The organism is Microcoleus sp. D3_18_C2 (assembly GCF_036702395.1).
In the GTDB taxonomy this organism is placed as follows: Bacteria; Cyanobacteriota; Cyanobacteriia; order Cyanobacteriales; family Microcoleaceae; genus Microcoleus.
Genome location: NZ_JAUBTG010000039.1, coordinates 19,726 through 33,628, shown reverse-complemented (window position 1 = coordinate 33,628; position 13,903 = coordinate 19,726). Strand labels below are relative to the sequence as shown.

Annotated in this window: 3 protein-coding genes; 1 reads left to right on the top strand and 2 read right to left on the bottom strand. The window is 47.2% G+C overall.

The window, feature by feature from the left end; translation table 11 throughout:
* Nucleotides 1–59: 59 nt before the first annotated feature.
* Together QUA88_RS20650 and QUA88_RS20645 are read right to left on the bottom strand one after the other, a co-directional pair.
* A complete protein-coding gene (locus QUA88_RS20650; RefSeq protein WP_333212185.1) occupies nucleotides 60–2,192 on the bottom strand; it encodes a phosphodiester glycosidase family protein in 2,133 nt (710 codons plus the stop codon).
* A gap of 115 nt (nucleotides 2,193–2,307) precedes the next feature.
* On the bottom strand, nucleotides 2,308–7,800 hold the full coding sequence (locus tag QUA88_RS20645) for an AAA family ATPase (protein WP_333273540.1): 5,493 nt from the start codon (nucleotides 7,798–7,800) through the stop codon (nucleotides 2,308–2,310).
* Between the two features lie 1,338 nt (nucleotides 7,801–9,138).
* Here QUA88_RS20645 and QUA88_RS20640 point away from each other — a divergent pair.
* A complete protein-coding gene (locus QUA88_RS20640; protein WP_333273536.1) occupies nucleotides 9,139–13,866 on the top strand; it encodes a glutamate synthase-related protein in 4,728 nt (1,575 codons plus the stop codon).
* Nucleotides 13,867–13,903 lie beyond the last annotated feature (37 nt).

Here is a 13,903-nt window from a genome sequence, read left to right as displayed (position 1 = left end):
TTAATATCTATGAAAGAGCGCTCTCTTGGCAACTATGTGCCTCAAAAATCTTTAACTACTTATGGTTGAATGAAAATACCGATCGCATTATGAACTCTCGCAGCAGTTGACGGAGGTCGATCGAGCAAACTACCTCCCAAATACAAACCCGTCGAACTTCCCCCATCCAAATTTAAAGCATCCACAGCACCCATTTGCTGCAAAATCTGCGCCAGTTCTGCGAAATTTGGCCCCGCCCCGCCCGCGCGATTGTGCACCGCTACAATCAGCAAATTCCCCGCAGCATTTCGCCCGATCGCACTTCTAATTGCTGTCTGTCTAACAAACGCATCGCTAAACCCTTCCGCCTTAGCATCCAGCACAACTTGACTGTTTTGTACCAACACCGGGCCGCCGCCGATAATGTAAGGAAAACGGTTGAAATCAGCAGGAAAAGTGTTAGTTTCCAAACGCAATAAAGTGCCGATAGAAAGTTCAGATGCCGGGAACAAATCGGCACGCAAAGCCAAAATATAACCGTTAGCTGGAATGGGAAAAGTTGTTGTTCCCGGCGCACCTCCGGGGGATTGGCTGACAACTCTATCGCCAGCAACTGTCACAACTATTTCATTGCCAGACAACGGAGTATAAGTTGTTCCCCAATCAGAATTGTAGCGACCGATTCCCGGTTGTACGTAGGCACTATTGAGATGAGAAACAGGCAAAAGTTGATTGGCCGGAGTCATCACAGTTTCTTGCAAAGTTAAACGATCGATCGCAAATTCTCCCCGATCGTTCCACGCGATCGCCCCCCGGTTCAATATCGGCCCGGAAAGCCATTTATTGTCGCGCCGAATTGCCCCTAAAGCTAAGCGATTAATTCGATTAAAAAACCCTGCATTAATCGCAGCAGCAGCACCCGACACTTCTGCTGTTTGCAATAAAGGTGCAGTGCCTTGATCTGTCGGCGGATTGCTGAGAATTGGTCGAATTTTCACACCCGCTTGACGCGGATTAACTTCTAACCAAACTACCGGAAAACGATCGGTTCCTAAATTTTGATACTGCTGCCGCCACTGCACACCGGGCGCCCAAACGATGTTTTTTTCTACTAGCGAATCTGGCCGAATGTCGATAACTAATCGATTGGGATTTCCCAAGCCCAAAACTTGCGGCCGCCAACCTAAAGGAATCTTCACTTTGACTTTGGTTCGATCTCCGTCAGGTTCGACTTTTAGTGATAGCAATTGTTGGCTGGTTTGAAAAGTTTCCTGAAGTAACGCCGGATCGACTTTGGCATCGATCGCGATCGACCATTCTTGACCGGCGATCGGCGCTGCGGGCGTTATTGGCAGCGGGAGAGCGGGTTTGGTCGGGTCGTCTGGTGTTTCGAGGTTTGGCGCTGCGCGGAGGTTTGGCAGTGGGATAGCGGGCTTTGTGGGGTCGTCCGGGGGGTTGGGTGTGGGTGTCGGCGACGGGATTGGTTTATTGACAAAGTTGACTTGCCAAGGGGCGGGTCGATCGATATCTACTACAATGCGATCGCCCGATTCTATTTCTGCTTGCCGAATTCCGGTAACACTTGCAGTTTGAGAAGTAATTTTTAGAATATTCCCATCAGCAGATATCTCCCAGCCCGCAAGTCTAGCAAAATCGGTAACATCTAAGTAACGATACGGGCCTGTTGCCCAGGTTGCTAAGCTTTGATCACCGGTTAAAGATACCGAAAACCACTGCACAGGTTGTTTGGTACTGTCGGCGCTGCTAAGCAAATCCACTCCCGCACCTTGCATCAATCCAACATCAGCAATCCAAGTTCGGAAATTCGCAGAAGTGCTGTTTGCCGGCTGCTGAGTCCAACTTAGGGGGAGAATGCGGCCGTTTAGAGACACTTGGCGGCCTTGTTTGATTCTGGAATCTGGCGGTAGAGATTGAGCCAAAAACCTATATTCCGACAGGGAATGAATTCCCTGTCTCATAGCTGAAGTCCTCTCAAGAGGACTATCTGTCAATATTTCAGTCGGTTTTAACCGACTTTCGCTATCAGCCAGGGAATGAATTCCCTGGCGGGATCTCGAAGCATGAATCAACCCAGCCCTTTCCCCCTCTTGTGCTCTTGCGGGTTGATTCCAGACTAAAGACGGGACGATCGCCATTACGGGTAAAATCGAGACTAACAATATTAGACGCCAATAGAAAAAATTACGTTTCACAGCTTACCACTCACAATTTCACTTCTAAACACATGGGGATTTAGAAACCCGGAAAATCCGTATGTCTCTTCTTACTCAACGGCACTAATTGCCCTCAAGCCTTACTACAAAAGGCTCACACCGGAATAGAAATCACAAACTCCGAACCCTCCCCCAAAGAAGAATTCACGAGTAACGTACCTCCATGTTTTTCCACCACAATTTGATGGGCGATCGACAATCCTAATCCCGTTCCTTGACCCACAGGCTTGGTTGTGAATAAGTGGTTAAAGATATTTTCTTGGACTTCCTTCGACATCCCCACTCCATTATCCTTAATCCGAATCAAAACCTGATTGTTGTCTTCGCTCAGAGCAGTTTGAACCGTGATTTGATTAGGTATGGCTTTAATTTCACTAAAACTGCGCCCCTTATTTGACTCCTCCAGAGCATCAATGGCATTAGCCAGTATATTCATAAATACCTGGTTTAACTGTCCGGGAAAGCATTTCACTAGAGGCAATTTACCATACTCTCTCACAACTTCAATGGCAGGGCGGAACTCGCTGGCTTTTAAACGGTGCTTGAGAATTAGCAGAGTGCTCTCTAGTCCATCGTGAATATTGAAAGAAACTGGTCGATCGCTATCAGCCCTAGAAAACGTTCTCAAACTTGTACTGATATTGCGGATGCGCTCGACTCCCTCCTGCATTGAACCAATCAATTTGGGCAAATCTTCTCGCAAATACTCCAAGTCCATATCCTCTATTTCGGCTTCAATTTCCCCTCCCGGATTGGGAAATTTTTCTTGATACAAATCAATCAAATTGAATAAATCCCCCACGTAGTCTTGAGCAGGTTGCAAGTTGCCGGCGATAAAGCCTACGGGATTGTTAATTTCGTGGGCTACCCCTGCGACTAAATTTCCCAAAGCAGACATCTTTTCACCCTGTACCAATTGCAACTGCATCTGTTTGAGATTCTGAATAGACTGCTCCAGTTTTTGGGCATAATCCTGAGATTGTTGATAAAGCTGTTGAGATTGCTGATACAAGCGGGCGTTTTCCAGCGAGATGGCAGCTTGGGAGCAGAGGATGTTGAGGAGGGCGACGCGATCGCCAGTGAATGCCCCCGTCGTCAGATTATTTTCCAAATACAGAATTGCCATCATTTTGCCTTGATGGATAATCGGAGTACATAGGATGCTCTTAGGTTGGTGCTGCTGGATATAGGGGTCAGAAGTAAATATTAATTCAGTCTTGACATCATCGAAAACTAGGGTTTTATTGCTACGTTTAACGTAATTAATCACAGTCTGGGGAATAGATTCGCTCTCCTCAATCCCAATAGTTTCTTGCAGAAGACAGCCTTGGCGATCGCTACAGTGGACGGCGATAGTCCAGTTGTCGTCTTCTTTTAAAATTAATACTCCTGTTTGAGCGCCTGCATTCTGAATCGCCACTTCCATCAGGGTAGTGAGCAATTGTTCCAGCTTAATTTCGCTAGACAAAGCTTGATAAGCTTTGATAACAGTTGGTAAATCTATGACTGTGGTACTCGTACTGCCAGCAATTGTTTGGCGATGAATAGAAATCAATGAAGTCTCATGGGAGGTAGTACCTTTCTCCAATGAACGAGCGTTTTCCTGTTTGAATATAGGAGCCAGAAGTTCGGGATAGCGTTGTTCTAGAGCGTCGATTTTTGCTTTCGCTCCCCAACGAGCATAAGCATAGTAAGCATCTATTAAATATACCTGGGCAACTTTTTCTTTCCCCCATGCCAGGTAGAATTTAGCAGCCAATTCATTCGCCAGAGCTTCTTCGTTGAGATAATCGTTTTCTTTAGCCAGAAAAATGGCGCGATCGTATGCCTCCATCGCCTGCACATTCTCACCCAGCACTCGGAACAGTTCGGCTTCCACTAGGTAACATTTGTGCGAAAAATTCATGGGGGCGTGATGTGCCCATTTATGAAGGGTTTCCTGGTTGCTTCTCACTTTTTGCAGATGTTCTTGTTTCTCTTGGGATGAACCCACATCGCTACAAACTCCCAGCCGTGCTAGAGAGTCATAAAAATAGAATATCGGCACATTAAGCATACCCATAACCGCGTCTAAATACTGTTCGGCTTGCCGAGCATTTTCTAAAGCTTGCTCGGTTTCTCCAAACAGGTAACACACAAGCAATTTATGGAAATAAAAATAGTGGAGTCCGTTGCGATCGTTTGCTTGGATGTGAAAGGGGAGCATTGTTTCTTCATTGTAAGCATTTCCCACAAATTGACAGGGATTTTCCGATCGCCCCAGCAGATTTAATAAAGCCTGATGAACGATTTTAGTATAATTTAAAGCTGCTTCTTGTTTAAATTGAACCAGCGCATTGCAGTAAGTCGCCACCTCCTGTTCGAGTCCCGCAATTTCCCGACCGATTAAATATGAATATTGAGAGATTTCTTTGGCAGAATATCCTAATTCTAGCTCTCCTGTTTCCAGTCCTCTGGCGTAACCCTCTTTTAAAAGAGGGATGGTTTCTTTAACATGATGTTTACCATGTATGATGTGAACGCCGACTGTATAATATACTTTAGTTTTGAGATAATTAGCATTAAATAAATCTACAATATTTAACGCTAGTTTTCCAAATTCAAACCCTGTTTCAATGTCTTGAACTACACCGCTTAATACCAATCCATACAAGCCGTAAGCAAAAGCAGATAAGGGCGCATTGCCATAACTAACCGACAAATTAACCATTTCGACAATAACCAGTGGCAGGAGAAGTGGAGCCGTGATGTAGGCTGGAGAAACTAAACCTGATAAAATTCGCAAGGCTGCTTGTTTTTGGAGATTTTCCATTTCTGGCAAATCAATAAAGTCGGCAATTTTTTTGCCAGCAAAAAGTGATGCGGTTTGTCCTAGTCCCTGCTGAATATCTGCCGGAGTTGGATTTTTTGGGAAGCAAATTCCCAAGAGTTTGAGAACTGCTAAGCCCATTTCAACGGCTTGTTGAGGTTTGACTTGCGCCGTACAAGCAGAAAGCTCGATTTCATAAACTTTGACCTTATCCAGCAGCGTTTTGGCATTGTGCAGGACTAAAGCTGCTAATTCCTCCATTTCCTGAAAATCATAGCTCAGGTATGCGGTTTCGGCCGCTAATACGTGCAGTTCCAGGGCTGTTTCATAGTGAGTGTGCCAGCTATCGGGAGCTAGGATTTGCCTGCCAAAACTTAAATATTTGCGTGCTGCAGCATAAGCAGTAGAATTCTTCGCCTTGCGTCCAGCGATTAAATTCAACTCAGCCAGTTGGTAACGCTCTGTTGGTTCGGTAATTAAATCAACACCATAATTCAACTGGTTGACTATATTAAAAATTTTCTCTTCTCTTTCTGTTGTTGGAGTATTAATCAACAAAAGTTGACCAATATTGAGGTGAGTGGATTGTTTCTGGGATTCTGGAATCAAAACGTAAGCTGCTTGCTGTACGCGATCGTGCAAAAATTTGTAATAACAGGAGTCGGGATTCTGGAACCACGAGTCAGAAGTATTGCTTTCTTCTTCTGAATTCTGATTTGTGAATTCAAACTCCTCTGAACTGAAAAATTTATAAACTTCAGTTAGTGGCAGAATCAACCCTGCTTGCAAAGCTGGCCACAAGTTGGCTGCCGTATCTGAAGAAGATTTTTCACACACTACCGCCAGCGTTGCCAAATCGAATTCGTTGCCAATGCAGGCCGCTAACTTTAAAACTTCTTGCGTCTGGATCGGCAACTTTTGCAATTGAATCGCCATGAACTCGACAACATCATCTGTCAGAGCTAAGGTTCGCACTGTGGCGATATCGCACTGCCAATACCGCTCGTCAAAATTAAAGGTAATTAGCCCATCTTCATGCAAAGATTTGAGAAATTGTGTGCTGAAAAATGGATTGCCTTGGGTTTTTTGATCGACCAGTTCTGTTAAGGGCATGGCCAACGCTCTAGAACAAACTAAAGTATCGGCAATCAAACAATTTAAATTGAAACAATCGAGTGGCGCGAGAGTAATAGTGTTGACTGTGGCTCCGGTTTGTTGAATGTCGGATAATGTCAGCATTAAAGGGTGCACGGGACTGACTTCGTTATCTCGATATGCTCCTATTAAAAAGAGATAGTGCCGATCGCGATCGCTCGTCAAAAGTTGAATCAAGTTTAATGAGGCTGAGTCTGCCCATTGCAAGTCGTCTAAGAAGATGACGAGGGGATGTTCTTTGGTTGTGAACAGTTGAATGAACTTCTCTAATAAGCGATTGAAGCGATTTTGGGCAGCACTGCCCGAAAGCTCTGGTGCGGGTGGTTGCTCTCCGATAATCCGTTCTAGTTCAGGAATTACCTCAACGATTACCTGAGCATTCTCGCCCAATGCTGTCATAATTTGAGTCTTCCACTGTTCAACTTTAGCGTCGGTTTCACTCAACAATTGACCCATTAAATCGCGAAAAGCTTGTACAAAAGCTGAGAATGGTTGGCTGCGTCCAAATTGGTCGAATTTGCCTTTGATGAAGTAGCCTCTCGCTGCGACAATCGGTTTGTGAACTTCGTTGACGACGGCGGTTTTGCCAATACCTGAGAAGCCAGCCACCAGCATCATTTCGGCGCTTCCTGCACTCACGCGATCGAAGGCTGCTAGTAGGGAGAATACTTCGTTCTCTCTACCATATAATTTTTCGGGAATGATGAAGCGATCGCACAAATCTCGCTGCCCTAGCTTAAAAGAGGCGATTTCTCCAGTTTCTTGCCACTGGTACAAACAAGTTTCCAAATCAAACTTGAGTCCGATCGCACTTTGATACCTATCTTCAGCATTCTTCGCCATCAGTTTGCTAACAATTTCAGACAGCACCAATGGAACGCTTTTGTTGAGGTGATGGAGTGGGATAGGCTGCTTGGCAAGGTGACAGTGTACTAACTCTATCGGATCTTCGCTTTGGAAAGGCAACTGTCTCGTCAGCAGTTCGTAGAATGTAACTCCCAGAGAGTAGAAATCCGTGCGGTAATCAATGCCTCGGTTCATTCGCCCAGTTTGTTCGGGAGATATGTAAGGTAAAGTGCCTTCGAGGAGGTTGGGATTTTGAATTTCTTGGGTTTGGCGCGGCAACAGGGAAGCGATGCTGAAGTCAATCAGCTTAACTTGTTTGCTGACAGGGTTAATTAAAATATTGGCAGGTTTGAGGTCTTTATGGATGACGTGGTGGCGATAAAGTCCGTCAAGCGAGTTGGCAATTTGAATGGCAATGGGAAGAAACTCGTTAATAGGCAACCCTTCCAGAGGTTCCTTGCTGGCGAACACTAGACTAGCGAGGTAGCTATTTAAGGAAATTCCGCCAAAGTCTTCCATCACCAGAGCATAGTGGTTATGGTATGTCTCCAGGCTGTATGCCTTGACAGTGCCGGGGATCTCTAAGTTTTTAGTAATGACAAACTGATTGCGGAAGTGAACGAGTTCGTGGAAGCGGGGAAAGTCATTTCGCAGCAGTTTGATCACTACGGGCTGCCGATCGGCAGACCGACGGGCACGATAAACTAGAGTTCGATTGCCTGCGTATATTTGCTCGTTAATCTGATATCCTCGCAAAATATTTGTTATACTAGCCATACCTACCTATTCCTACTGCTTCTGTCAAGCCTGAAGCTTTTTAGAGTTACTATCTAATATTTTCGCTCTATCGGCCGTGCTATTGATTAACTATATTTAGTTTAATCTACTTTGTAGCTCAAATTATGAAAATGCAATTTTTAAAACAAGACTTAATATTTGAGGTAATAAATGTTGATAAGGGATTTGATACTAAGTAGAAAATCAAGGATGCTAACGCTGATTGAATGACAGCAGTTCATTATTGAAGAGGAAGGTAAGACGCTAAGGAATGAGAATTAAATAACTTCCACTCTTGAAAGTGGGATGGGCTCTTATAGCCCGTCATGAGTGGACGGGCTATAAGAGCCCATCCCACAATAACAATTAAAATTGTAAGTTATTTAATTCGAGATCCTAATTAATAGAATGAAAAATATATAGCCATTCTCAGTAACATGATGTGCACGCTTGATCGGCGAGCCTTTGCCTCCGTGGGCATAGAGTCTAAGGCATACATCGCCAAGATTGAGAACTGTTGTAGTGAAAAAATCCTGGCCTAGCTAAGTCAATTAACGAGGAGTTTTGGTATTAATTCCGACACGGTTGCGGTTATAAAATCTGCATCATCAAATCGCCTCAACGAATCAAGAATCAAGCGCGTCTGTAGACCATAAAGTGTCAAAAAAGTTTGTGGGTAAAAAAATACAAAATAGGCTTAGGGAAAATTGTCAACCTTTTTGGGCTAGGCATCTTAGCCAGGGTTCTGAACATCCCTGACAAGACTTGCACGCAAACTCTGACTGTAATGGGTGAAATTTTATCAATTTTTTGATAAACTTGATGTTCGCGGCTTGAGAGTTGACTTCACAATAAGACAGGTTTCACCAGTTGTGAACCGCGCTGCTACATTGCACCTACCGACTTAGCGGGCAGGTGGCTTTTGTGTCTGCGGGCGCTGACGAAAGCAACTCAACAGCGCAGCAAGCAAAATTACGCTAAAGTTACTATCTACCTGTGTTCGCAAGGCTACCCTTCCGAACTCAGGAAAAACCCACACAAAAAACTAGATCGCCTGCAATGTATATAGTTGCAGGGCGGCGATTTCCCAAAGAATCACAGCTTTTTAACAGCAAGGTATTCTAGGAGACATCTCCGAGGCGATGCGAGCGAGATAATTTGAAATCTGCCAACAGGGTTTTAGTGCTAAGTACAGGCAGCATCGACGTAAATTTTTATCCAATCAGCTTCCAATGTGCTGTTTTAAAGTTTACTAGGCTCCCACCGCTCGGCAGCCTTCTCTCTCCGAGCTATAAAAACACATCAACCACACAATCACGGAAATAACATTCAATCAACATGGGTAACACGATCGATCCAAACAGAAACGTGCATCAAACAGAGCGAGGAACTCCATTCGCCGGCCAAAGCTGGTTAGTGGAAGAAAGAGATGCCTGCGGTGTGGGGTTTATTGCCAACCAAAGCGGCGAAGCTACGCACTCGATTATTGAAAAAGCGCTGCCAGCTTTAACTTGTCTGGAACATCGCGGCGGTTGCAGCGCTGACTCAGATTCCGGCGACGGTGCGGGTTTGATGACCGCGATTCCTTGGGAATTGCTGGATACTTGGTTCGCCGAACAGGGAATTGTGCCTCCCGCACGGGAAAACTGTGGCGTGGGAATGCTGTTTCTGTCTCAAGATAAATTTCAAGCGACTATAGCGCGGCAGGTGGTTGAGCAAGTTCTGACCGATCGCGGACTGAAACTTTTGGGATGGCGCCAAGTTCCCATTGTACCATCGGTTTTGGGCGAGCAAGCGCTAGAAAATCAACCTCAAATTGAACAAGTAATAGTCAGTTCACCGCACGCTTCCGGAGACGAACTCGACAAACATCTATTTTTGGCGCGCCGCACCATCGGACACGCGCTGTCAAATCGCCCCAACTTCACCCGCCGAGACTTTTATACTTGCTCTTTTTCCTGCCGCACGATCGTCTATAAAGGCATGGTGCGATCGGCCGTACTGGCAGAATTTTACCCAGACCTAAAAAATCCCGCTTATAAAAGCTCCTTTGCCGTCTATCACCGGCGCTTCAGCACCAACACCATGCCCCGGTGGCACTTAGCCCAGCCGATGCGCTTGCTGGGACACAACGGCGAAATTAACACGCTGTTGGGCAATATTACCTGGATGAAGGCGCGGCAAGCCAATTTATCTCACCCGAATTGGACTCAAGCTGATATCGACACGTTCAACCCAATTGTCAATCCCGAAAGCAGCGATTCGGCCAACTTGGACAACGTGATGGAATTGTTGGTGCACTCCGGCCGCACCCCCCTAGAATCCCTGACAATTCTGGTGCCCGAAGCCTACAAAAATCAGCCGGATTTGGCTCCCTACCCAGAAATTGTCGATTTTTACGAGTATTACAGTGGCATTCAAGAACCTTGGGACGGCCCCGCACTGCTCGTGTTCAGCGACGGCAAACAAGTAGGTGCTACGCTCGATCGCAACGGTTTGCGGCCGGCCCGCTACTGCATTACTAAAGACGGTTTGGTAATTGTCGCTTCCGAAGCCGGAGTTGTCGATATTCCCGAAGCAGATATTGTCGAAAAAGGCCGTTTGGGGCCCGGACAAATGATTGCAGTTGACCTGCAAACTAAGGAAATTCTCAAAAATTGGCAACTAAAACAGCGAATTGCTAAGCGGCACCCCTACGGCGAATGGCTGAAACAAAACCGCGAAATCTTGCAACCGCAGCCTTTTGCCGAAACAGCAACCCTCGACTCGCAAACGCTGTTAGCAACCCAAACTGCTTTTGGCTACACAGCCGAAGATTTGGACATGGTAATCGTCGAGATGGCGAGTTCTGGAAAAGAACCGACTTTCTGCATGGGCGACGACGCTCCCTTAGCTGTATTGTCAGAAAAGCCTCAGTTGCTGTACAACTATTTCAAACAGCGGTTCGCTCAAGTCACAAATCCGCCGATCGACCCCCTGCGCGAGGGGATGGTCATGTCCCTGACGATGAATGTGGGCCTGCGGGGCAATTTACTGCAAGCAATCCCGGAAAATGCCAAGCTGCTAAAAATTGATTCCCCCGTACTCAACGAGGCTGAATTGTCTTTCTTGAAAGACCAAAAGTCTTTCACCGCAACCGAATTGTCAACGCTTTACAAAATTTCTGCCGGGCCTTCTGGTTTGAAAACAGCAGTCGAGCAACTTTGTCAAGAGGCGGCTGAAGCGGTGCGCGAGGGTTCGAGAATTCTGATTTTGAGCGATCGACCATCGAAGGAAGAAGGCGAATCTTCTGTGGGATTGAGTGCTGAATGTACTTATATTCCGCCCTTCCTGGCAGTTGGCGCGGTTCACCACCACTTAATTAGCGTCGGGCTGCGGATGCAAACTTCGCTAGTTGTCGATACCGCCCAATGTTGGAGCACTCACCACTTCGCTTGTTTGATGGGTTACGGGGCGGTGGCTGTTTGCCCTTACCTGGCCTTGGAAAGCGTGCGCGCCTGGTGGTCTGACGCCAAGACTCAAAATTTGATGCAGCACGGCAAAGTTCCCAATATTACCGTGACACAAGCTCAAGCTAGATACCGCACAGCGGTGGAAAACGGCTTGCTGAAGATTATGTCGAAAATGGGGATTTCGCTGCTGTCTAGCTATCAGGGGGCGCAAATCTTTGAGGCGATCGGCATTGGCGGTGATTTGCTAGATTTGGGTTTCAAAGGCACTGTTTCCCGCATCGGCGGTTTGAGTGTGGCGGAACTCGCTAACGAGGTAATGTCTTTCCACAGTCAGGCTTTCCCAGAATTGCACCTCAAAAAGCTGGAAAATTACGGCTTTGTGCAGTACCGCCGGGGTGGTGAATATCACATGAACAGCCCGGAAATGGCGAAGGCTTTGCACAAGGCTGTGACTACTTTTAAGGCTCAGACTAACAGTAATGGCAACGGGGCCGAACCAAAAATGACACCCATGGGTGTCAAAAATTCGGAAACGGCTTACGATCACTACGAGGTTTACAAGCAACAGCTTGAAAACCGCCCGGTAACGGCTTTGCGCGATTTGCTGGATTTCCAGAGCGATCGCCCTTCCATTCCCATCGAAGACGTAGAATCTGTAGCAGATATTGTCAAGCGGTTCGCCACCGGCGGTATGTCCCTCGGCGCCTTGTCCCCGGAAGCCCACGAAACTCTCGCGATTGCGATGAACCGCATCGGCGGCAAATCCAACTCCGGCGAAGGCGGCGAAGACCCGGTGCGCTACAAAGTGCTAAACGATGTGAGCGAGGCAGGTTTCTCACAAACGCTACCTCACTTAAAAGGTTTGCAGAACGGCGATACAGCTTCTTCATCCATCAAACAGGTAGCTTCCGGGCGTTTCGGGGTGACTCCTGAGTACCTGATGAACGCCCAACAAATCGAAATTAAAATCGCACAAGGTGCGAAACCGGGTGAAGGCGGTCAATTGCCGGGGGCGAAAGTGAGCGAGTACATTGCTTATTTGCGCCGATCGAAACCGGGTGTCACGCTGATTTCGCCTCCTCCTCACCACGATATTTATTCGATCGAGGATTTGGCACAGTTGATTTTTGACTTGCACCAAATCAATCCGAAAGCAGGAGTTTCGGTGAAGTTGGTGTCGGAAGTTGGCATCGGGACTGTAGCCGCCGGTGTCGCCAAGGCAAATGCTGATGTGATTCAAATTTCCGGTCACGATGGCGGCACCGGTGCTTCGCCACTGAGTTCGATTAAGCACGCAGGTTCTCCGTGGGAACTCGGATTGACAGAAGTTCACCGGGTGCTAATGGAAAATAAATTGCGCGATCGAGTTTTGCTCCGCGTTGACGGTGGCTTTAAAAGCGGCTGGGACGTGATTGTAGGCGCTTTGATGGGCGGCGAAGAGTACGGTTTCGGCACGGTGGCAATGATTGCAGAAGGCTGCATTATGGCTCGCGTTTGCCACATGAATAGTTGTCCGGTGGGGGTAACAACTCAACAAGAACACTTGCGGAAACGGTTCCCCGGAACGCCGGAACACGTTGTTAATTTCTTCTATTTCGTAGCACAAGAAGTGCGGAGTTTGCTGGCGAAATTGGGTTATAAGTCGATCGCAGATATCATCGGCCGCGCGGATTTGCTGAAAATGCGCGAGGGGGTGCAACTAACTAAAACCCAAGCGATTAATTTGGATTGTTTGACTAAGTTACCGGATACTAAGAGCGATCGATCTTTCTTGATCCACGGCGACGTACACACCAACGGGCCTGTGTTAGACGATGATTTGCTGGCGGATGCTGAGATTCAAAGTGCGATCGCCAATCACGGCACTGTTAGCAAGAGTGTCAACTTGGTGAATACCGATCGCACTGTAGGCGCAAGAATCAGTGGTGCGATCGCACAGCAACACGGCAACACCGGCTTTAGCGGTCAAATCACCCTCAACTTCACTGGTAGCGCGGGCCAAAGCTTCGGCGCGTTCAATTTGCCAGGGATGACGCTGGTACTGTCAGGCCAAGCCAACGACTACGTTGGTAAAGGGATGCACGGCGGCGAAATCGCGATCGCACCGCCGGCTGGTGCGACTTATGATGCTTCCGAAAATGCGATCGTCGGTAACACTTGTTTGTACGGTGCGACGGGCGGAACTCTGTTGGCTGCGGGCAAAGCTGGCGAAAGGTTTGCGGTGCGTAACTCGATGGCGAAAGCAGTCATTGAAGGTGCGGGCGATCACTGCTGCGAGTACATGACGGGCGGCGCGATCGTCGTGTTAGGAAAAGTCGGCCGCAACGTCGGCGCTGGAATGACGGGCGGCTTGGCTTATTTCCTCGATGAAGATGGGACTTTCCCGGCTCACGTCAACGGGGAGATTGTGAAGATGCAGCGCGTTTGTACGGCGGCTGGGGAGGCGCAATTGAAGGAGTTGATTGAGGCTCAGCGCGATCGAACCGGCAGCAAGAAAGCTGAGAAGATTTTAGCAAATTGGTCGGAATATTTGCCTAAGTTCTGGCAAGTTGTGCCGCCAAGTGAAGCGAATTCGCCGGAGGCTTCGGAACAAAAGATTGCTGTGGAAGTGTAATTTTCCAATTGATTAAATAGAGGAGGGGCGACGCGAG